General features: G+C 54.4%; 17 protein-coding genes. 15 read left to right on the top strand and 2 right to left on the bottom strand.

Annotated elements, in window-relative coordinates; all coding sequences use genetic code 11:
- The first annotated feature begins 77 nt into the window (after positions 1-77).
- Positions 78-317 carry an LPXTG cell wall anchor domain-containing protein gene (locus tag CWS43_RS09415; RefSeq protein ID WP_101076683.1) on the top strand — a complete coding sequence of 80 codons (240 nt, stop codon included), beginning with the start codon at positions 78-80 and terminating at the stop codon, positions 315-317.
- 169 nt (positions 318-486) lie between these two features.
- Positions 487-1359 carry a D-amino-acid transaminase gene (locus tag CWS43_RS09410; RefSeq protein ID WP_101076682.1) on the top strand — a complete coding sequence of 291 codons (873 nt, stop codon included), beginning with the start codon at positions 487-489 and terminating at the stop codon, positions 1357-1359.
- 815 nt (positions 1360-2174) lie between these two features.
- On the opposite strand, the gene CWS43_RS09405 is transcribed toward CWS43_RS09410, so the two are convergent.
- Positions 2175-2882 (bottom strand): DUF2461 domain-containing protein, encoded by a 708-nt coding sequence (locus CWS43_RS09405; protein WP_101076681.1) that lies wholly within the window; start codon positions 2880-2882, stop codon positions 2175-2177.
- A 192-nt stretch (positions 2883-3074) separates the two neighbouring features.
- Here CWS43_RS09405 and CWS43_RS09400 point away from each other — a divergent pair, with 192 nt between their 5' ends.
- The 11 genes from CWS43_RS09400 (at position 3075) to CWS43_RS09350 (ending at position 17198) form a co-directional block, all read left to right on the top strand.
- Positions 3075-4787 (top strand): ABC transporter ATP-binding protein, encoded by a 1713-nt coding sequence (locus tag CWS43_RS09400; RefSeq protein ID WP_101076680.1) that lies wholly within the window; start codon positions 3075-3077, stop codon positions 4785-4787.
- 686 nt (positions 4788-5473) lie between these two features.
- Positions 5474-6571: a porin gene (locus CWS43_RS09395; RefSeq protein WP_101076679.1), complete on the top strand. Its 1098-nt coding sequence runs from the start codon at positions 5474-5476 to the stop codon at positions 6569-6571.
- Between the two features lie 284 nt (positions 6572-6855).
- Complete coding sequence (gene dgcN, locus CWS43_RS09390; RefSeq protein ID WP_101076678.1) at positions 6856-7866, top strand: N-acetyltransferase DgcN; 1011 nt, start codon at positions 6856-6858, stop codon at positions 7864-7866.
- On the top strand, positions 7866-8831 hold the full coding sequence (gene dgcA / locus CWS43_RS09385; protein ID WP_101076677.1) for an N-acetyl-D-Glu racemase DgcA: 966 nt from the start codon (positions 7866-7868) through the stop codon (positions 8829-8831). Before dgcN ends, dgcA begins: the two co-directional genes overlap by 1 nt.
- A gap of 30 nt (positions 8832-8861) precedes the next feature.
- Entirely contained in the window at positions 8862-10733 is a 1872-nt protein-coding gene (locus CWS43_RS09380; RefSeq protein WP_198555801.1) for an ABC transporter ATP-binding protein, read from the top strand.
- A 36-nt stretch (positions 10734-10769) separates the two neighbouring features.
- The gene (locus tag CWS43_RS09375) at positions 10770-12314 is read left to right on the top strand and encodes a glutathione ABC transporter substrate-binding protein (RefSeq protein WP_101076676.1); all 1545 of its coding nucleotides are present in this window, start codon (positions 10770-10772) and stop codon (positions 12312-12314) included.
- A 141-nt stretch (positions 12315-12455) separates the two neighbouring features.
- Positions 12456-13376 carry an ABC transporter permease subunit gene (locus tag CWS43_RS09370; RefSeq protein ID WP_101076675.1) on the top strand — a complete coding sequence of 307 codons (921 nt, stop codon included), beginning with the start codon at positions 12456-12458 and terminating at the stop codon, positions 13374-13376.
- Positions 13377-13385: 9 nt separating this feature from the next.
- Positions 13386-14297, top strand: coding sequence for an ABC transporter permease subunit (locus CWS43_RS09365; protein WP_101076674.1), 912 nt, complete (start codon positions 13386-13388; stop codon positions 14295-14297).
- 36 nt (positions 14298-14333) lie between these two features.
- Positions 14334-15398, top strand: a complete 1065-nt coding sequence (locus CWS43_RS09360) for a P1 family peptidase (protein WP_101076673.1) — start codon at positions 14334-14336, stop codon at positions 15396-15398.
- 72 nt (positions 15399-15470) lie between these two features.
- Positions 15471-16292, top strand: a complete 822-nt coding sequence (locus CWS43_RS09355; protein ID WP_101076672.1) for a M55 family metallopeptidase — start codon at positions 15471-15473, stop codon at positions 16290-16292.
- Positions 16293-17198, top strand: coding sequence for a LysR family transcriptional regulator (locus tag CWS43_RS09350; protein WP_101076671.1), 906 nt, complete (start codon positions 16293-16295; stop codon positions 17196-17198).
- A 640-nt stretch (positions 17199-17838) separates the two neighbouring features.
- Here the strand turns inward: CWS43_RS09350 and CWS43_RS09345 are convergent.
- Positions 17839-18612, bottom strand: a complete 774-nt coding sequence (locus CWS43_RS09345) for a GntR family transcriptional regulator (protein WP_101076670.1) — start codon at positions 18610-18612, stop codon at positions 17839-17841.
- 77 nt (positions 18613-18689) lie between these two features.
- On the opposite strand from CWS43_RS09345, the gene CWS43_RS09340 reads away from it, so the two are divergent.
- Entirely contained in the window at positions 18690-20006 is a 1317-nt protein-coding gene (locus tag CWS43_RS09340; RefSeq protein WP_101076669.1) for a M20 family metallopeptidase, read from the top strand.
- A gap of 2 nt (positions 20007-20008) precedes the next feature.
- Positions 20009-21604, top strand: coding sequence for an ABC transporter substrate-binding protein (locus tag CWS43_RS09335; RefSeq protein ID WP_101076668.1), 1596 nt, complete (start codon positions 20009-20011; stop codon positions 21602-21604).
- The last annotated feature ends 2 nt before the right edge of the window (positions 21605-21606 follow it).

Genomic DNA, 21606 nt, shown 5'->3' with positions numbered 1-21606 from the left:
ACCGGTCTGTTTTGACATAAAAACGAAGGGCGCTATGATGCGCCCTTATCTTTATTTTTTGCTCAAGGACGCATCCGATGGCCACCCCAAGACAACCTATGACCGTAGCCCGCCGTTTATTACGCAACAGCATGATTTTATTTGTTATTGGTGTTGTTGCCACAATCCACGGTCTGGTGGTCGGCAGCCCTGAAACCCCACCGGGTGAAATGGCGCCCCAACTGCTGCTGGGCATCTGGTTTATTTTTATTGGCGCAGCGATGGCACTGATCAGCTGGCTGGTGATCCGCAATAAAAAGAAGAAAGGCGAAATCTGACACCTTCAGGTGACTTTCTGAAAAGCGCTCAACGGAGCGCTTTTTTTATGCGCCGGCAGCCAGAAACCTGCGTTACGTCAACATCGCCCGCTCAGTTTTCACGCAGTTTATTCCTGTGACTCAGTTAAGCTAATAAAAATCCTATTTCAATTTGGCCAGGAAAAATAACATGACCAGAACGGTATACCTCAACGGGGAGTTTGTTGCCGAGCAGGATGCGAAGGTATCTGTCTTTGACCGCGGTTTCTTATTTGCGGATGCGGTGTATGAAGTGAGCGCCGTCCTGAATGGCCGGTTGCTGGATAATGCCGCCCATCTGGCCCGGCTGGTGCGTTCGTGTCAGGCACTGGATCTGCGGTTACCCTGCGCACCAGGAGAAATCGAAATCCTGCAAAACCGGCTAATCGCCGAAAATAATTTGCGGGAAGGGGCGGTGTATCTGCAAATCAGCCGTGGTAACAGCGGCGACCGTGACTTTGATTTTCCCGGCGAAACTGTCAGCCCGACTATCCTGATGTTCACGCAGGCCCGTCCGCTGATTGATCATCCGAAATCCAAAACCGGCATCCGCATGGTTTCCGTGGATGATATCCGCTGGCATCGGCGCGATATTAAAACCGTCGGTCTGTTAGCGCCGTGCCTTGCCAAAGAATACGCACATAAACACGATGCGGACGACGCGCTGCTGGTGGAAAACGGGCTGATCACCGAAGCCAGTTCCAGCAATGCGTGGATCGTCGATGCCGACGGCACGCTGATCACCCGTCCGCTGAGCACGCATATCCTGCACGGTATCACGCGCCAGGCACTGCTCGAACTGGCGAAACAAAACGATCTGCGATTTGAAGAACGCCCGTTCACTCTGGAAGAGGCGCAGAATGCGCGGGAAATTTTCATCAGTTCCGCCACAACCTTTATCTGGCCGGTGGTGAGCCTGAACGGGAAAGCGATCGGAGATGGGAAACCGGGGGAGATTACCGGGAAATTACGGGAGATATATGTTCGGATGGCGGTTGAGGTAACCGGGGGAGTTGGGAGTTAAATTCAACTTCAACTTCAACTTCAACTTCAACGTCAAGGTCGTGGGCGTCGGCCCACACCGACCAAAGACCCGGTAACGCGCGGGTCTCTGGACTCTGCGCTTTTTTAACTGCGCGCTGTCGCTCGCTGACTATGTTTCAGCAACCACAGCTATTGCCGCGAAATCTTGCCGCTGCGCGGTACCTTCATTTCGGTCTTCGAGCCTGAGGTCTCGAAACACTCATTCAGCAAGCTTTCTGATAGCGGCCAATGGCTTTTTCAATTCAAAAACGGTCTGGTTTTATCTTTAAGAAAGGTAAGCTGGCGCGCTCAGAAATTTTGCTGACCGAGGGTTCGAGACCTCAGGCTCGAAACCCGTAGGGAAGGAACCGCGCAGCGGCAAGATTTCGCGCCACTCGTCGGAGTAACAGAACATGTCCATCGTTCCAGCGGCAGCGCGCAGTGAAAAAAGCGTGGGAGATCAAAGAGGGAGGCGCTTTCCTCCCTCTTTGGCGGTTTCGGCGCAGCGCGTTAAGTGATCACCGTCCGTGAGAAACCGAAATTTTCTCAATTCCGATTAAGCTCCCACCGTTCGTGAGAAACCGCAATTTTCTCGATTCCGATTAAGCCCCCACGGCTTGTGAGAAACCGAAATTTTCTCGATTCCGATGAAGCCCTCACGGCGAGTGAAAAACCGAAATTTTCTCGATTCCGATGAAGCCCCCACGGCGAGTGAGAAACCGAAATTTACTCGATCCCGATGAAGCCCTCACTGCAAGTGAAAAACCGAAATGGTCTCAATCCGTTGGGCCAGTCTGGGCGGCGAGCCCATGAACATCATTCTTCCCCCAACGGCAGTTGATTCCTCTTCATCCCCTCGATCCCCATCAGCATCTGATATAACGGTGCAATGCGCAGAAAATCAGCCCTCAGGATCCCCACCAATTCGCTGCTCAAAACCGGCTCCATATCCCTGTGTGAACTTATCAGCGCAAAGGATTTTTTGTTGTACCAGGCCGCCAGCGCCGGATCCTGATCTTTAATCAGCGGGCGCTTATAGCTGTCGCCTTCGATGGTGAAATTCGGCTCGATGCATTTCGCCATTTTCAGAAATTCTGCGGGCTTTTTCAGAAGCTGCTGGCGGAAAAGATCCATCGTGGTTTTCGACGCGCTGTAATAACCCAGCCCGTAACGCCACCAGTCCTGACCGAATTCAAAGAAGTACACCGGCGCATCGGTCCAGTTTTTACGTGACCGTTTGAACGTCAGCCAGAGGTTGCAACGATAAATAGATTTGTCGTGAGAGAAGCGTGTATCGCGGTGCATTCTGGAGATGGTTTTGCCAATTGCCGGGCGGGTTTCAAACAGATCGTCGATGACCACCATATCCTGGCTCAGATCCTCGACCAGCTTGCGCATAGGGTCGAGAAGATGTTCCTGATAGATATCACGATTTTCATCGAACCACTCTTTATTATTGTTCTGACGAAGTGTCTGCAGGAAGGTCAGGCCAGGCTGCGTAAAACCGGTAAATGCTCCTATGATGTTCCCTTAATTTGCCAAAAAATGCCGCACTGTGTATTTAAACAGTATCACGCAATTTTATCGCCAGATCAAAAAAGAACGCTGAATTTCCGGTAATCCGTACAGAAAGCAGGCCCATAAAACTCTCTGATTGATAAAAGTTTTCATCTAGACTATCGGCTTCGCCTCCGGGCTATTCCATGAGGATGCATGATGCTCCGCCGCTTTTTCTCTTATTACGCGCCTTATAAAAAACTGTTCTTCCTCGACTTCGGATGCGCGATCCTCGCCGGATTGCTGGAACTGGGGTTCCCGATGGCGATCAAAACTTTCATTGATAAGCTTCTGCCTGCCCATGACTGGGTGCTGATCATCGGCGCGACGGTCGGGTTGCTGCTGATTTACCTGTTTAACACCGCGCTGATGGCGATTGTGAACTACTGGGGCCACGCGCTGGGCGTCGGGATTGAAACCGACATGCGCCGTCAGGCTTTCAGCCATTTACAGAAACTCTCTTTCCGTTATTACGACAACACTAAAACCGGCCACATCATTACGCATGTGACCAAAGATCTGGAAGAGGTCGGGGAAGTCGCGCACCACGGGCCGGAAGACGTGTTTATCGCGGTGATGACCTTCATTGGGGCCTTTATTCTGATGGCAACCGTGCATATGCAACTGGCGCTGATGACCATCATTATTGTGCCCGCGATGACCTGGATGGTCAGCCGTTACGGGGCGCAAATGACGGAAACCTGGCGGCGGCTGTTCGGGCAGGTGGGGAATTTCAACGCCCGTATAGAAGAAAGCATCGGCGGTATCCGCGTGGTGAAAGCCTTCGCCAACGAAGAACATGAGCAAAAACTGTTCGCGCATGACAACGATAAATATCGGACGACGAAGCTGAAAGCCTATCAGATCATGACCGCCAGCCTGACGCTGAGTTATCTGAGCACGCGGCTGGTTCAGCTGATTGTGATGGTGGCGGGCACCTGGTACGTGATCAATGACCAACTGACCTACGGCGGTTTCGTCGGTTTCCTGCTGCTGGTGGAGGTGTTTTTCCGTCCGGTGGCGAAAATCAGCTCTGTTCTGGAAAGCTATCCGAAAGGGATTGCTGGCTTTAAACGCTTCACACAGCTTATCGATACGGCACCGGATATCGTGGATCGCCCGGATGCGAAGGTTGTCAGCCATCTGCGTGGTGACATTCATTATGACAATGTGGTGTTCGGCTATACGCCTGCCAGTAAAATTCTGAACGGGATCACGCTGTCGATTAATGCCGGTGAAACGCTGGCGTTTGTCGGGCCGTCCGGTGCGGGGAAAACCACGCTGTGCTCGCTGCTGCCCCGTTTCTATGAAATTGACAGCGGCAGTATCACCATCGATGGCATTGATATCCGTGATATGACGCAAACCTCATTGCGCCACAACATCGGCATTGTGCAGCAGGATGTCTTCCTGTTTGGCGGCACAATCCGCGAAAATATTGCCTACGGCAAGCTGGATGCCAGCGAAGAAGAAATTCGTCTTGCCGCCAGCCGTGCGCGCCTTGACGATGTGATCGACGCGTTGCCGTTGGGGATGGACACGGTGATCGGTGAGCGGGGTGTTAAACTCTCAGGCGGGCAGAAACAACGGCTTTCCATTGCCCGTATCTTTCTCAAGAATCCGCCGATCCTTATCCTTGACGAAGCGACCTCCGCGCTGGATACCGCAACCGAACAGGCGATTCAGCAATCGCTGGCCGAGCTGTCCGAAGGCAGAACCACTTTGGTGATTGCACATCGGCTGGCGACGATTCAGAACGCAGACCGTATTATCGTCGTTGATAAAGAAGGCATCGTTGAGCAGGGGACCCACGAATCTCTGCTGGCCCGTCAGGGCCGGTACGCACAACTCCACGCCGCACAGTTTCGCTAAATATGTCACTGCCTCCCGGGTAAAAAGGGAGGAATTAAAAACCAAAGCCCGTTTTGAATAAAAATCACCCAATACGGGCATTGGTGAAATCTTTATTTTCGTCCAAATCAATCACGCCCGTCATTATTCAATAATCAAATTTGGTTTTATTTTGTTCAGTTATTTTATTAAAAATCCTAAATCAAAAAAAATTACGTAGTACATAAATCTTATGGCTGCATTTTCTATTAATTCGATAATGAACTTATCATGAATATAATTACCCTGCTATGCACTATTTAAATGCAGAGTGATTTATTACTCTGTTAATTCATTAACGATTGTTAACAGAAAAAAACCTTTTGATAAAGGTGATCTGGCTTGCAACAACTTTACAAATCGAAAGGTTTATTGCGCCAAAAAAGTGCATCGCACAATCTTGGTGCAAAACGTTATGCGAAAACCGCATATAATCAGGGGGTTGTGAACTTATGTTTGAAATGTTTGGTTACAACTCTTTACGCAAAAAAGACTTAATGAGTCGAACTTTTCCATTTTAACTTTTTGTGCTCAGTGTTAAGGTTCAAATCGTTTTACAGACAGACGCATTTTAAAACATGTACAAATACTCACAGCCCGATATTCCCGCCATATAAAAGAAAGCGGGCATGAGAACTCCTTTATAAAAAATCAAGGAAACTTAAATAATGATGAAGCGCAGTGTGCTGGCCTTAGCGGTCTCTTTAATTGCAGTGGGTTCTACCGCAAATGCAGCCGAAATTTATAATAAAGACGGTAATAAACTGGACCTTTACGGTCGTGTAACCGCTAAGCATTATTTCTCTGATGACAAAGGCTCAGATGGCGATTTGACTTATGCGCGTTTGGGCTTCAAGGGTGAAACTCAAATTAATGACACACTGACCGGTTATGGCCAGTGGGAATATAACATTCAGGCTAACCACGCTGAAGCGACCAGCGTTGATTCCGACGGCGTGAGCCATGGCGGGACTGAAGGGACTAAAACGCGTCTGGGCTTCGCGGGTCTGAAAATCAAAAACTTCGGTTCTATCGATTTCGGCCGTAACTACGGTGTGGTATACGACGCAATCGGCTATACCGATATGCTGCCAGAGTTCGGTGGCGATACCGGTAACTCTGATAACTTCATGGTAGGCCGTTCTAACAGCCTGGCTACTTACCGTAATCAGGACTTCTTTGGCCTGGTGACCGGTCTGAATATTGCCCTGCAATACCAGGCTAAAAACGAAAACGACGGCCGTGCTGATAAGCGTGCCAACGGTGACGGTTACGGCGCATCCATCGATTATTCTGATATCGCAGGTTCAGGTATCGGTGCTGTTATCGCGGGTTCTTCTTCTGACCGTACCAATAACCAGGCCGCTTCCGCAATCGGTGGTGGTGATAAAGCGTCTGCATGGGCAACTGGCCTGAAATATGATGCTAATCAGGTTTATCTGGCCGCAATGTATAACGAAACCCGCAACCAGCAGCCAATTGCTGGCGGTTACGCTAACAAAACTCAGGGTTACGAATTCGTAGCACAGTACCAGTTCGAAAATGGCCTGCGCCCTTCCGTTGCTTATGTTCAGTCTAAAGCGAAAGATGTTGAAAACATTGGCAATGAAGATCTGGTCAAATACGTTGAAGTGGGCGCAACCTACTACTTCAACAAAAACATGTACACCTATGTTGACTATGCAATCAACCTGATTGATGACAACAACAAACTGGGCGTGAGCTCTGACGACGTTGTTGCTGTAGCACTGACTTACCGCTTCTAAGTTGGTTTGAAAATTATTACCCCATTCTGTGTCTGAAAAAGGTAATCGCAAAGGCAGAGTTCATTGGCTCTGCCTTTTTTTATTGCTGCTTTCCCGTGAATCCCCCGCCACTCGCTTTTTCTCGTTATGTGAAATAATCCCCATAAATTCAATATTCTAATACCCATAACCTGAAGTTATACCCCAGCGCTAAACAAGTATTCGCCGCGTTGTGCCCCCCGTGGAATAGTGTCCTCCGGTCTTACTTAAAACACATTCTAAAATTCATTTCCGGAGAAACTGACATGCAGCAAATACCGAAGCCGTACCTGTTATTCCTGGGCGATGTTATGGATCCACTGGCGGCGAAAACTGCGCGCGGGATACACGTATGGCGCCCTGAAGCCTGTGTCGGACAAATTCGTCTGGCAACGGATTCTGTGTCATTGGGGTTGCCGGATCTGAGCATCGATGAAGCAAAAGCGCAGGGTGCAAAAACCATGGTCCTGGGGACGGCGAATTCGGGTGGGAAATTACCTGCGCACTGGATTGATTCCATTAAAACGGCGATCCGCGCCGGGCTGAACGTAGCGAACGGTTTGCATCAGGGGCTGAACGATATCCCCGAACTGGTGGAACTTGCCGCCGGACATAACGTGCAGTTGTTCGATGTGCGCCATATGCAACCGGAGCTGGATACCGGCACCGGCAAGAAGCGCAGCGGCAAACGCATTCTTACCGTCGGCACCGATTGTTCCGTCGGCAAAATGTACACTTCTCTGGCGCTTGAGGCGGCCATGCGTGAGCTGGATTTGAAAGCAGATTTCCGTGCTACCGGGCAAACCGGCGTGCTGGTGGCCGGTGCCGGTATCGCGATTGATGCCGTGATTGCGGACTTTATTTCCGGTGCGGTCGAAGCATTGGCTCCGGCTAATGAAGATGACCACTGGGACATCATCGAAGGGCAGGGATCGCTCTATCACCCGTCTTTTGCAGGCGTCAGCATGGGCCTGATCCACGGCGCGCAGGCACACTTATTAGTAATGTGTCATGAACTGGGGCGCCCGCACATGCGTCATCTGCCGCACCAGTTTATGCCGACGCTGCGTCAGTGTCTCGACACTAATCTGGCCGCAGCCAGTCTCACCAGCCCGGACGTTAAGATCGCCGGTTTCTCGCTGAACACCTCTGCCGTGAGTGAAGAAGAAGCCAAAATCGCGCTGGCGGAAATCAGCAAAGAATTCGGGGTTCCTGCCACCGATCCGGTACGTTTCGGCATCAAAAATATTGCGCAATGGATCAGGGACAACGGCTGATGACTGAGATGACTTTCCGGTCCGTCGAATTGCCGCTGGCGAAGCCATTTGCAATTTCCCGGGGTACGCGCACCGCTGTCACGGTGGTGCGGGTGACGCTGACTGACGGTGAATTTACCGCAACCGGCGAATGCACGCCCACTGCGCATTATCAGGAATCCCCGCAAAGCGTTTGCGAACAGTTGGATTTAATCCGCCCGCGGGTTGAAGAGGGGCTGACCCGTGAAGCGTTGCAGGAAGTGATGCCGATCGGTTCGGCGCGCAATGCCCTCGACTGTGCAATGTGGCGTCTGGATGCGGCAAAACAGGGCAAAACCTTGTGGCAACTGCTTGATATGCCGAAACCTGTTTCGGTTATCACGGCAGAAACCCTGAGTCTGGATTCCGTGGAGAACATGGCGAAAGCCGCTGAAGTGGCCGCCGCAGGTGGCGCACAGTTGCTGAAAATCAAACTCGACCGTGAGCAGATTATTGAGAAAGTCGCCGCTATACGCGCGGCAGCACCGCTGGTGACGCTGGTGGTGGATGCTAACGAGGCCTGGCAGGGTTTGGATCTCGGCAGCCTTTTTCAGGCGCTGCACGAATATAACGTGGCGATGATTGAACAACCGCTTCCGGCAGGTAACGACAAAGATCTGGTGCGTTGTTTGCATCCTATCCCTGTCTGCGCCGACGAAAGCTGTCACGAACGTTCGGATATCGCCGGTTTGCGCGACCGTTACGAGATGATCAACATCAAACTCGATAAATGCGGCGGGCTGACCGAAGCGCTGGCGATGACCGAAGAAGCCCGCCGTCTGGGGCTGCGGATTATGGTCGGGTGCATGCTCGGGTCTTCCATTGCGATGGAAGCCGCGCTGCCGGTGGCGGTTCAGGCCGAACGTGTCGATCTGGATGGCCCGATCTGGCTGGCGCAGGACGCCGAACCGGCATTGCGCTACGAGAATGGCGAAGTCTGGCTCTGATTTTTAACTGCTATATAAAGGAGACGTTTTTTGATTAATGAACAGCCATCGCCAATTTTGCAGATTAACGATTTGTCGGTGACATTTTCAGGCCGGCAGGGCAAAACTCAGGCGCTGAAAGGCGTTTCCTTTTCTATTAACAAAGGTGAAGTGGTGGCGGTGGTCGGCGAAAGCGGATCCGGTAAGTCCGTCACGTCACTGAGCGTCATGGGGTTGCTGCCGGATTCCGCGCATATCGACGGCGGCACGGTCAATTTCTTCGGGCGCGACGGCACCCGGCACGCCCTCAATTCTCTGTCAGATGAGTCCCGGCGTAAGCTGCGTGGCCGTGAAATGTCGATGATCTTTCAGGAGCCGATGACGTCGCTGAACCCGGTATTACGGGTCGGCGATCAGCTCACGGAAGGGCTGCTCGATCACGGGATGGCGACCAAAGCCAATGCGCTTAATATTGCACGCGACTTGCTTAAACAGGTGCGTATCCCCGACGTTGAACGCATTCTCAAATGTTATCCGCACGAACTTTCCGGCGGGATGCGTCAGCGCGTAATGATTGCGCAGGCGCTGGCCTGTGATCCGGCCTTGCTGATTGCCGACGAGCCCACGACTGCGCTGGATGTCACCGTTCAGGCGCGCATTCTGCAAATCCTGCGTGACCTGCAACAGGGCACCGACATGTCCGTGCTCTTTATTACGCATGACATGGGCGTTGTCGCCGAAATTGCCGACCGCGTGGTGGTGATGTATCAGGGCAACGTGGTCGAACAGGGCAGCGTGACCGAAATTTTTGCCCACGCGCAGCACCCTTATACCCGCGCGCTGCTGGCTGCCGTGCCGAAACTGGGTGACATGCAGGGGCTGAAATGGCCACGCCGTTTTCCGCTGCTCAGCGCCCCTAAAAATGGCGCAAATAAGCAATCGATTGCAGGTGATGAACCTCACACTTCAGCCGCCGGAGGTGATCAGAAAACCGCAGATTACGACGCACCGCCACTCCTCGACGTGCGCGGGCTTCGGGTCTGCTATCCGATCCGTTCCGGCGTGCTGTCGCGCGTGACCAAAGAAGTGCACGCCGTGGAGCAAATCGATTTCTCTATCTGGCCGGGGGAAACGCTGGCGCTGGTCGGGGAAAGTGGCTGCGGAAAATCCACCACCGGACGGGCGATTTTGCGTCTGGTCGGCAGCGAATCGGAAAGCATTCATCTGGAAGGCAAAGAAATTACGCTGATGCGCGACACGCCGTTTCAGGCCGTACGCCGCCAGATTCAGATGGTCTTTCAGGATCCGTACGCCTCGCTGAATCCGCGCCTGACCGTCGGTTTTTCTATTGCAGAACCTTTATTGCTCCACGGCCTGAAAAAGTCGCTGGCAGATGCCACGCCGGTGGTGAATCAGTTGCTCAAAAGTGTCGGGCTGGATCCTTCTCATGCACGGCGCTACCCGCATGAATTCTCCGGCGGCCAGCGCCAGCGTATTGCTATTGCGCGCGCGATGGCGTTGCAGCCGCAGGTGATTATTGCAGATGAAGCGGTATCGGCGCTGGATGTCTCGATTCAGGCGCAGGTGGTCAATCTGATGATGGACTTACAGCGCGACACCGGCGTGGCCTGGCTGTTTATCTCGCATGACATGGCGGTGGTGGAACGCATCGCCAACCGGGTCGCGGTGATGTATAGCGGGCAGATCGTCGAGATTGGCCCGCGCGATGCGGTATTTAGCAATCCTCAACACGCTTACACCCGACGCCTGCTCAGTTCGGTGCCAGTGGCCGATCCGACACAGCGTGCGCTCCGTAATTTTGATGATGTGGAAGTAAAGTCGCCGGTGCATCCGGCAGGTGTACAGATAGAAAAACTTAAATATTCCCGGGTCAGCGAACATCACTGGGTCGCACAGGGATAAATCATATTTCTTTTTGGGAACACACAGGAGAAGACCATGCACTCGACGTTTCTGCGTAAAAGCCTGCTGGCAGCAGGGCTGGCGTTATGTTTTGCCGCTTCAGCACAGGCTAAAGATCTGCGCATCTCTATGTATGCCGACGTGACCGGTTTTGATCCGCACGACACCACGGATACGCTGAGCTACTCCATCCAGAGTGGCATTTTTGAACGCCTGTTCCAGTTCGACAGCAAAATGGCCGTCGTGCCGGTGCTGGCGACCGATTACACCAGCAACAGCGACGCCACCGAATTCACCATCAACCTGCGTCACGACGTGACCTTCCAGGACGGTACGCCGTTTAACGCCGATGCGGTAAAAGCCAACCTCGATCGTTTGGCGAATCCGGCGAATCATCTGAAGCGCAACTCGCTGTTCAGCATGATCAAATCGGTAGACGTGACGAGCCCTTATCAGGTCAAAATCACGCTGAATAAACCGTTTGGCGCGATGATCAACACGCTGGCTCACCCGTCTGCGGTCATGCACAGCCCGGCGTCGTTAAAACAGTATCCGAACGAGCAGGATCTGAGCGTACATCCGGTCGGCACGGGGCCGTTTAAATTCGTCGAATGGCAGCAGGGCAAAGACGTCAAGCTGGTGAAATACGACAATTACTGGCAAAAAGGCTGGCCGAAAGTCGATTCCGTAACGTTGTATCCGACGCCGGAAGATTCCACGCAGGTGGCAAAACTGAAATCCGGCGGCGTCGATGCCGTTTATCCACTGCCGTCTGATCTGGTAGAAACCGTGAAAAGCGATCCGAAACTCGATATCGCGCAGGATCCGGGCATTTACCTGTATTACATCGCCTTCAACACGCAGAAAAAAGAGTTCTCCGACGTGCGCGTCCGTCAGGCCATCAACTACGCCATTGACCGTAATTTATGGCTGAAAGTGGGCTTCGCCGGTTTAGGGTCACCATCCACGTCGCCGCTGCCGAAAAACGTCCAGTTCTACCAGAAGCAAACCACGCCGGATTACAGCTACAACATCGCCAAAGCAAAAGAGCTGATGAAAGAAGCCGGTTATGAGAAAGGCTTCGATGTGGAAATGTGGAGTTCGAATAAAACCGACCGCATTCGCAGCGCGCAGTTCCTGAAACAGCAACTCTCGCTGATTGGTGTGCGCGTGAAGCTGGTGCCGATGGATGCCGGAACCCTGACGCAGCGTCTGTGGAGCACGCCTAAACCGGCAGATGCGAAAGTCGAAATGTATTACGGCGCATGGTCGGCCTCGACCGGTGATGCTGACTGGGCGCTGCGCCCGCTGTTCGCTACCGAATCGTGGATCCCGTCGGCCTACAACGTGTCGTACTACAGCAACAAACAGGTTGATGCGGCGATCACCGCCGGGTTGCAAACCGCCGACGTTGAAAAACGTAAAGCGGCCTATGCCGATGCGCAGAAACTGCTGTGGGCCGATGCGCCGGTGGCGTATCTGGGTGTACCGGACAATCTGGTCGGTAAGAGCAAAGCGTTGTCCGGCGTCTACATGCTGGCCGACGGTTCTCTGATTTTCAATCAGGCACAGTTTAAGTAATTGATTGCCAGAACGTGTATGCGGTTTACTCCCTCCCCCTTCGCAGGGGGAGGAGCAAAGGCCAGACCTTCGGTCAGCTCTCTCTTCTGCGCCGGGGATGAGTAAACCGTCATCAATATCCAGGCTCAGGGAAACACATTTATGCTGACCTATTTTCTCCGCCGGATACTGGAAATGATCCCTGTTTTACTGGTGGTGTCATTACTGGTATTTGGATTTATCAAGCTGCTGCCGGGTGACCCTGCGCGTATTTACGCCGGTCAGGATGCGCCGATTGAGGCGGTTGAGTCAGCGCGGCAACTGCTTGGTCTGAATGATCCGCTTCCGGCGCAGTACTGGCACTGGCTCGACGGTATGGTACATGGTGATCTGGGCACGACATACCGCACGCGTCAGCCGGTGTTAAGCGTGATCGAAAGCGGATTTATGCCCACGCTGCTGCTGGCGCTGGCCGGTTTCGCCTGGTCAGTGGTTTTGGGGCTGGTGATTGGCGTGGTGTCAGCGCTTAAACGCGGTAAATGGCAGGACTGGACGCTGATGAGCATGGCGGTCGGCGGGATTTCCATGCCGCCGTTCTGGCTCGGATTGCTGCTGATTCAGTTTGTTGCGATGCCGTTTGGGATATTTGCCGTCAGTGGATTTAACCAGCCGACCGACATCATTTTACCGGCGATTACGCTCGGTTCTTCGGTCGCGGCGGTCATGGCGCGTTTCACCCGTTCGGCGTTTCTCGATGTCGCGCAGGAAGATTATGTCCGCACCGCCAATGCCAAAGGCTTACGTGCGCGGCTGGTGACCTGGAAACACATCATGCGCAACGCGCTGATCCCGATTATCACCATGCTGGGCTTACAGTTTGGCTTCCTGCTCGGCGGCTCGATTATTGTTGAAAGCGTCTTTAGCTGGCCCGGGCTGGGCTGGTTACTGATCGAATCCATCAAAACGCAGGATCAGCCGGTAATTCAGGCGCTGGTGATGCTTTTTGTGTTTGAATTTATTCTCATTAATCTGCTGGTTGACGTGCTGTACGCCGTCGTCAATCCTGCCATTCGCCTGCGCTAGGAGCTGCATATGACCGATCCTGTCTCAGTGCCTGGAGAAAACCAACCGGCAGCGGTTGCTGCGCAGAGTGATGATATCCGCTCGCCGTGGTACGACTTTTTCCAGACGTTTATCCGCCATCCGATGGCACTGGTGTCCGGCGGATTCATTCTGCTGCTGATCCTGGTGGCCATTTTTGCGCCGTGGCTCGCGCCTTATGATCCGATGACGCCGGACTGGATGGCGCTGGGCGTCGGCCCGACGCCGGAACACTGGTTTGGCACCGATGATTTAGGCCGCGACGTGCTCAGCCGTATTATTTATGGCGCACGGATTTCGCTCTACGTCGGCATTTTCTCGGTCACGCTGGGCATGATTGCCGGTGTTTTGCTCGGGTTGCTGGCCGGTTATTATGGCCGCTGGGCCGACATGCTGATCATGCGCGGATCCGACGTTCTGTTCGCGTTCCCAGGCATGTTGCTGGCGATAGCCGTGGTCGCCATTCTCGGCCCCGGGCTGAATAACGTGATTATCGCCGTGGCGGTGTTCAGCGTGCCGGTTTTTGCCCGCATCGTGCGCGCGGCAACGTTATCCATCAAACAAAGTGCCTACGTGGAAGCAGTGCGCTGCGTCGGTGCGCCTGACCGCGTGGTGATTTTGCGCCATATTCTGCCGGGCACGCTCTCGAACGTGATTGTCTATTTCACCATGCGCATCGGCACCAGCATTCTCACCGCCGCCAGTTTGAGTTTTATCGGCCTTGGCCCGGAACCGGACGTGCCGGAGTGGGGCAATATTCTGGCGATGAGCCGTAACATGATGATGGCGGGCAAATGGAACGTCAGCGTTTTCCCGGGTCTGGCGATATTCCTCACGGTTCTGGCGTTTAATTTGCTCGGCGATGCGCTGCGTGACACGCTTGATCCTAAACTGAAGAAGTAATTTCTGACTGAATTCATGACATGAAACGGAAGAGTGATGCACCTGCAAGATAATGAAGACGAATTCACGCAGCAGGCGCTGGCGACCTTGCTGCAACGCTGGCGCAAAACGCGTCAGATCTTTCACCCGCGTTTTCCCTGCGGGCCGGCCAATTCCATCACTGACGTCGCGGGCGTGACCGTCGGCCACAGCACGCTGGCGGCGGGGGATATCCAGACCGGCGTCACCGCGGTTGTGCCGCCGGGCGATAACCTTTATGAAACCCCGTTGCCGTGCGGCGCGGCGGTGTTGAATGGTTTTGCCAAACCCATGGGACTGATTCAGATAATGGAACTGGGCGAACTGCAAACGCCCATTCTGCTCAGCAATACCTTCGCCACCGGCACCTTGTTCAACGCGCTGGTGAAGCGCAGCTGCGAACAGTTCCCGCAAATTGGCCGACCGGACGCGACCATTAATCCGGTGATCCTGGAATGTAATGACTTCTATCTTAACGATATTCAGGCGATGGCGGTCAGCGAAGACGACGCGCTGACCGCACTCGACGGCGCGGCAAAAACGTTCGCCCGTGGCAGCGTGGGGGCGGGGCGTGGCATGAGCAGTTTCGGCCTCAAAGGCGGGATCGGCACGGCATCGCGCTGGTGTGAAGAGCTTAACGCAACGCTCGGCGTGCTGGTGCTGGCGAATTTCGGCAAGCTGTCCGAACTGACGCTCGACGGCGTGCGCGTCGGGGGCGCCATCGCGCAAATCCAGCCACAACTTGCTCCGCAGGTGGACGCCGGTTCCATCATTATCATCATGGCCTGCGACCGTTATCTCGACAGCCGCCAGCTCGGGCGGATCGCCAAACGCGCCGGAGCCGGGTTAGGGCGTCTGGGCAGCTACTGGGGCCACGGTTCCGGTGATATCGCACTGGCCTTTTCAACTGAGCGTGAAGGTGCCACGTTACCGGATGCCAGATTAGAACCGCTGCTGGCGCTGGCAGCAGATGCTACAGAACACGCTATTATTGATGCCTTACTGAGTGCAGAAACCGTCTGCGGATTCGACGGACATTACCGGCTGGGGCTGGCTTATCTCCTTGATAATCTGGCAAAGTAGTCTTTTGCCAAACCCCCTCCCGACCTCCCCCTTAGCAGGGGGAGGAGCAAATAAACTGAAAGGGAACCCATAATGAAAATCTTTATCTCTGCTGACATCGAAGGTATTGCGGGCGTGATGCGCCCCGAGCAATGCAGCCCGGGCAATGCGGATTACGACGCCGCGCGGGCGCTGATGGAAGGCGAAGTGAATGCGGCCATTGACGGTGCATTTGCCGGTGGCGCAACCGAAGTCACGGTCGCTGACAGCCACGCGATGATGCAGAACCTGCGTGCGGAAAAAATCGACCCGCGCGCCCGGCTGGTGCAGGGTAAACCGCGCGGATTATCGATGGTTGAAGGCCTGCAACAGCAGCAATACGACGGACTGATGTTTGTCGGCTACCACACCGCCGCCGGGGAAAATGGCGTGCTGGCGCATACCATTAATGGCCGTGCCTTCTACCGCGTCAAACTCAATGGCAACGTGGTCGGTGAAAGTGATTTGTACGCCGCCGCCGGTGCCGAACTGAACGTTCCGCTGTGGCTGGTGACCGGTGACGATCATCTCGAAACCTGGATCCGCCGTCATTACCCGGAATCCCAGTACGTCTGCGTAAAACGCGCGATTTCCGCCAACGCTGCCGAATCCGACAGCCCGTCAATTGCCTGCGCAAAAATCCGTAAACAGGCGACGATTGCTGTCAGCAAACCCGCGCCGCTCACCGCCGGAAGATTCAGCGGCCCGTACCATCTTGAGCTGATGGCCGCCAGACCGGTGCTGGCCGACTTATTCAGCCTGATCCCGGGGGTTGAGCGTATTGACGCCGTCACCGTGGGCTATCACAGCCCGAACGTCGCCAATATTATCAGCCTGTTAAGCGCGTTTTCTTACCTTGCGACGACGCAGAAATAAATGCGCTTACGCCACATTGAAGTCTTTCAGGCGGTATTACAGGCAGGCAGCGTCAGCGGTGCGGCCCGCCTGCTCAACGTTTCGCAGCCCAACGTCAGCCGCGTACTGAACCATGCCGAACAGCAACTGGGTTTTACGCTTTTTGACCGCACGCCGCAGGGGCTGATCGTCACGCCCGAAGGCCGCCGTCTGATGCCGGAAGTAGAGGCGTTGTTCAGCCATATTCAGGCGATTGGCGAACTGGCGGAGCAGTTGCGTCAGGGCGAAGGCCAGCACGTGCGCATCGGTTCGGCGCACGCGCTCGGGCACAGCGTGATGGCTCCGGTACTGGTAGATTTTCGCCGCCAGACGCCCGGCGGCAGCGTCGAACTGGTGACCGGGCATTTCAATACGCTGAGCCAGGATCTGCTGCAATACAAAATGGATTTCGCCCTGGCGTTCGGCGAGCAGGCCACGCAGGAGCTGGTCGCTGAGTCGATTTATCAGGCCAACATGGTGGCGTTATTACCGAAAGATTCTGAGGTCGAAGGCCCGGTGTCGCTGGCATGGTTATGTGAAAACGACTTACTGATGCTCCAGCAGCAGGATCCGCTCGGACAGGTGCTCAACCGCGTCCTGCGTGAAAACGGCCTGATGCCGCATTCAGCCTTGTTCATTAAAACCTATTCCGTGATTGCCGACATGGTGCTGGCAGGCGGCGGTGTCGGCGTTGTTGATACGTTTACCGCCCGGCGGTATGTCGATCAGTTGAAGATTGTGCCTGTCGTGGAGGCACTGCCGTTTGAGGTGATCCTGCTGAGCAGGAAGGATCAACCTGCTTCGCAGGCGGCGTTAAAGCTTAAACAGCTGATTCGCAGGAAATTGTGGGAGCTGGGGGAGGACAAAAGGGGGCTTTTGAATCCCTGATTCGGAGTCTGCTTCAAATTCAAATTCAAATTCAAATTCAAATTCAAATTCAAATTCAAGGTCGTGGGCGTCGGCCCACACCGACCAAAGACCCGGTAACGCGCGGGTCTCTGGACTCTGCGCTTTTTTAACTGCGCGCTGCCGCTGGAACGATGGACATGTTCTGTTACTCCGATGAGTGGCGCGAAATCTTGCCGCTGCGCGGTTCCTTCCCTACGGGCTTCGAGCCTGAGGTCTCGAACTCTCGGTCAGCAAAATTTCTGAGCGCGCCAGTTTACCTTTCTTAAAGATAAAAGCAGACCGTTTTTGAATTGAAAAAGCCATTAGCCGCTTTCAGAAAGCTTGCCGCGCGAAGCGTTTCGAGACCTGTGGCTCGAAACCGAGAAAGGGAACCGCGCAGCGGCAAGTTTTCGCGGCAATAACAGTGGCACCTGAAACATAGTCAGCAAGCGACAGCACGTGTTTTAAAAAAGCGTGGGAGATCAAAGAGGGAGGCGCTTTCCTCCCTCTTTGGCGGTTTCGGCGCGAAAAGCCATGTGATAACAGTTGTTGAGAAACCGAAATTTTCTCGATCCGTTACCAGCCCCACGGCGAGTGAGAAAACCAAAACTTAACGGCTTTTAAAGCCGCCCCGTTGCCTCTACCGGATCTCATTTACATACATAAAATGGTCTGTACTAAACCGGTGATGCGCCATGATCACCGGTACTGCGCTCTGATCAAATGACACCTCGTCAATCACCATCACCGCGTGCGGGGCTTCCAGTTCCAGCCATTTCAGGTCGTCGGCATCGGCCATTTCCGCAATTAACTGCTCGCGAACGGCGGCTACGCGCACGCCGTATTTTTCCAGCAGGAACCGGTATAACAACGGCGGTAATGCATCAGCAGCGGGGAAATCGGGCAGGCGTTCAGCCGGTAAAACCAGCCGTTCGTGCATCGCCGGTATCCCCTTAACGCGCCGTAAACGCTTAAGACGGATCACTGCCGCACCGCAGCCAATTTGCAGTTTCTCCGCTTCGTGCGCACTGGCTTCCCCGGTCTGGTAATCCAGCAAAATAGTTTCGGAATTGAGCAGGGCACCGTCGCGGCCATGCATGCGGAAATACTGAAAGAAATAGCTCAGGTTATGCAGCGGTGCCCAGCCGGTGACAACCGTGCCGGTTTTGCGCCGGCGCATCAGCATCCCCTCCGTGGTCAGCGCTGAAAGCGCCTTGCGCACAGTGCCAACGGAAACCCCGAAGTCTGCCGCCAGCGCATTTTCACTCGGCAAAACCGTGCCAGGCGGTAAATCGCCAATCAGAATGGATTCGCTGATATGGCGTTTCACCACTTCGTATAACGGTGCGGATTCCCTCTCACTCAGACGGGCAAAAGGGGAAGCGTCCTGCTCTGTTTTATTTTCTTGTGTCATACCTGATTACCTATTGACCTGAACGGACATCTGCTTTATCTATAAACTATATAGAAATAGAATAAAGCGAGTATAGCATGTCGTGTGAAGGAAGTTTGCAAATTGCTCTGGACTCCATCCGGCAGGACGAAGCCGCCATTTTACAGGATCTCAGCCAGATGCTGGAGGTTGATACCTGCTTCCCGCCAGGTTCCGGTTATCCGGCTTTTGCCCGTCTGATGGAAACTCTGCTCGAACCGATGGGTTTTGAGTGCCAGCGGGTCAGTGTGCCGCAATCACTGTGGCAAACGCCGGACGGCAGTGCGCAGGGCGAACGGGTCAACGTGATTGCCACCTTGCCGGGTAAAGCGGCGCAGGCCTGCAATCTCTATTTCCATGTCGATACGGTTCCGGCTGGAGATGGCTGGAACTATCCGCCACTGGCACTGACGCAGGCGGAGGGCAAACTGATTGGCCGCGGCGCGGCTGACATGAAGGGAACTATTGTCGCGACGCTGGCGGCGATCCGCGCGGCACAGCGTTACGGGCTGGTGCTGAAATTTAATCCGGTTCTGCTGTTATGCACCGATGAAGAAGGCGGGCTGTATCCCGGCGTGCGCTATCTTGCCGAACAAAAACTATTTTCCGGCCATATGCTGAGCTTCAATGGCGGAGCGGTGCCGCGTATCTGGGGCGGCTGTTTCGGCAGTCTCGATCTCAAAATTTCTATCACCGGCCGCTCGGCGCATTCCGGCGATCCGGTAGGTGGGATTAATGCCATCGAAGAAAGCCTGCCGCTGATGAATGCACTGTACGCGCTGAAACGTGACGTTGAACAGCGTGCTTCAGCAATGCCTGCGCCGCCGCATTTTGAGGGGCGTCCGCTGACGTCGCGCCTCACGCTCGCCGCCGCGCAGGGCGGAGGTAAAGGCTCCACCATTCCCGCCCGTTTTGAGGTGCTGGTTAACCGCCGCTATTCGCCGGAAGAACCTTTTGACGTGGTGTTCAAAGAACTCACCGACTGCATTGATCAGGCGATGAAAAATTCTGCAGCACTGAACGTGGAGTATCACCTTATCGGGCATCTGGCACCGGTCAGCGATCCGACCGGCCCGCACTGGCCGCGCTGGCTTGCGGCGCTGAGCCGGGGTTTTGGCTTCCACGCAAACGATTTCGCGGTGTGGGGATCATCGACCAGTTCTGACATGGGCTGGGTTCAGCAGGCAGGCATTCAGGAAATTTTACTCGGCGGGCTGGCCCGGCCGGAAAACCGTATCCATGCGTCGGACGAATACACAACGATGCAGGACGTAGTCGCGTTATCGCAGTCCATTCTTGCTTATTTAGCTTCTGATTTTATTCCCACAGAAAATTCGCCAACCCAGGGCTTTTTTCATTCTGCAGAGAGGGTTTAATAATGTGTGCAATGAAAGGCGTTAACCGCCGTCAGTTTATCGCAGGATCCACTATTCTCACCGGCGCGGCCATGTTGCCGTGGTCAGGGAATGTTGCCGCTGCCGTTTCCAGCGCCACCGATGCCAGCGGTGCACCGCGCAAGGGCGGCGTGCTGCGTATCAGCGTCGATCAGGCGGCGGGAATGCTTAATCCGCAACAGGCTCGGGTTAACCCGGAATATCTGGTGGCTGAGTTGCTTTACAGCGGCCTGACACGTCTGACGCAGGACATGAAAGCCGAAGCGGATTTGGCCGAATCCTGGAAAGCCAGTGATGACTTAACGCAGTGGACGTTCACCCTGCGAAAAAACCTCAGTTTCCATGACGGTTCTGCCTGTACCTCTGCCGACGTGCTTGCCAGCCTGAACGCTATCCTCGATGCAAAAAATGCCTCGCCGGGCCAGCACAATATCGGCCCCATCAAAACCGTGAGCGCGCCGGATGCCAGTACAGTCGTGATTGGTACCGACGGGCCTTACGCCGATCTGCCGGTCATGCTGGCGTACCCCGATGCCAAAATTATTCCTGCGGCGATTTCGAATGGGCAGCTGGAACGCCTGAGCAAAGAAGCCATCGGGACCGGGCCGTTCAAACTGGTGTCATTTGACCCCGAACGCCTGATTGTCGTTGAGCGTAACCCGCATTATTACGACCCGTCCCGCCCGCATCTGGACCGCGTGGAAGTGGTGGTCTACCCGGACGCTATCGCCGAAGGTTCCGCACTGATTGCCGGTGATACCGATCTGATGTTGTCCGCGGCGTCTACCGAATTTGCACGCCTGTCGAAATCCGCCGGTGTCGTGCCGCTGCGCGTGCCGTCCGGCCAGTTCCTCAACGTTAATATGGGTTGCGACGTTAAACCCTTCAACGATGTGCGTGTCCGTCAGGCACTGGCGTTGTGCGTTGATCGCAAAGCCACCGTCGATTTCGTGGCCGAAGGCTACGGCACGCCGGGCAACGATACGCCGCTGAACTCAGCTTATCCGTATTATCTGAACGAACCTCTGAAAGCGCCGGATTACGCCAAAGCTAAAGCGCTGCTGAAAGACGCCGGCTATCCTGACGGGCTGGATCTGACGCTGATTGCGTCCGATAAACCATCAACCCGCACACAGCTCGGTATTGCGCTGCGTGAAATGGCTAAACCGGGCGGTTTTCGTATCAATGTGCAGACAATGGCGCACAGTACCTATCTCGATCAGGTCTGGAAAAAGGGCAATTTCTATGTCGGTTTCTACAATATGCAACCGACGCCGGACGCCGTTTTCTCGCTGTTGTACACCTCAACCGCCTCCTGGAACGAAACCCGCTGGAACAATGCGGAGTTTGATGCCGCTGTAAAAGCCGCGCGTGAAACCGCCGACCCGGCAAAACGCACCGGGCTTTATGCTACGGCGCAGAAACTGATGCATGACGAAGTGCCTTCGCTGATCCCGGCTTTCTTTGATTTGCTGGCGGCAGGGCGTGATTACGTCGCCGGTTATCAGCTGCATCCGCGCGGTGCCGTATTCCGCCTTGATCATGTGTGGCTGACGGCGAAAGCCCCGACCCGGAAATAACA

Origin of the sequence: Rahnella sp. AA (assembly GCF_002834385.1) — a bacterium.
Classification (GTDB): domain Bacteria; phylum Pseudomonadota; class Gammaproteobacteria; order Enterobacterales; family Enterobacteriaceae; genus Rahnella.
Note: the sequence above shows the minus strand (reverse complement) of the source record. Positions and strands in the feature narration are given on the sequence as shown.

What these genes read in the sequence shown, in the direction of transcription:
- CWS43_RS09415 (WP_101076683.1), top strand. Translation starts at nt 78, where the DNA reads ATGGCCACCCCAAGACAACCTATGACCGTAGCCCGCCGTTTATTACGC.
- CWS43_RS09410 (WP_101076682.1), top strand. Translation starts at nt 487, where the DNA reads ATGACCAGAACGGTATACCTCAACGGGGAGTTTGTTGCCGAGCAGGAT.
- CWS43_RS09400 (WP_101076680.1), top strand. Translation starts at nt 3,075, where the DNA reads ATGCTCCGCCGCTTTTTCTCTTATTACGCGCCTTATAAAAAACTGTTC.
- CWS43_RS09395 (WP_101076679.1), top strand. Translation starts at nt 5,474, where the DNA reads ATGATGAAGCGCAGTGTGCTGGCCTTAGCGGTCTCTTTAATTGCAGTG.
- dgcN (WP_101076678.1), top strand. Translation starts at nt 6,856, where the DNA reads ATGCAGCAAATACCGAAGCCGTACCTGTTATTCCTGGGCGATGTTATG.
- dgcA (WP_101076677.1), top strand. Translation starts at nt 7,866, where the DNA reads ATGACTGAGATGACTTTCCGGTCCGTCGAATTGCCGCTGGCGAAGCCA.
- CWS43_RS09375 (WP_101076676.1), top strand. Translation starts at nt 10,770, where the DNA reads ATGCACTCGACGTTTCTGCGTAAAAGCCTGCTGGCAGCAGGGCTGGCG.
- CWS43_RS09370 (WP_101076675.1), top strand. Translation starts at nt 12,456, where the DNA reads ATGCTGACCTATTTTCTCCGCCGGATACTGGAAATGATCCCTGTTTTA.
- CWS43_RS09365 (WP_101076674.1), top strand. Translation starts at nt 13,386, where the DNA reads ATGACCGATCCTGTCTCAGTGCCTGGAGAAAACCAACCGGCAGCGGTT.
- CWS43_RS09360 (WP_101076673.1), top strand. Translation starts at nt 14,334, where the DNA reads ATGCACCTGCAAGATAATGAAGACGAATTCACGCAGCAGGCGCTGGCG.
- CWS43_RS09355 (WP_101076672.1), top strand. Translation starts at nt 15,471, where the DNA reads ATGAAAATCTTTATCTCTGCTGACATCGAAGGTATTGCGGGCGTGATG.
- CWS43_RS09350 (WP_101076671.1), top strand. Translation starts at nt 16,293, where the DNA reads ATGCGCTTACGCCACATTGAAGTCTTTCAGGCGGTATTACAGGCAGGC.
- CWS43_RS09345 (WP_101076670.1), bottom strand. Translation starts at nt 18,612, where the DNA reads ATGACACAAGAAAATAAAACAGAGCAGGACGCTTCCCCTTTTGCCCGT.
- CWS43_RS09340 (WP_101076669.1), top strand. Translation starts at nt 18,690, where the DNA reads ATGTCGTGTGAAGGAAGTTTGCAAATTGCTCTGGACTCCATCCGGCAG.
- CWS43_RS09335 (WP_101076668.1), top strand. Translation starts at nt 20,009, where the DNA reads ATGTGTGCAATGAAAGGCGTTAACCGCCGTCAGTTTATCGCAGGATCC.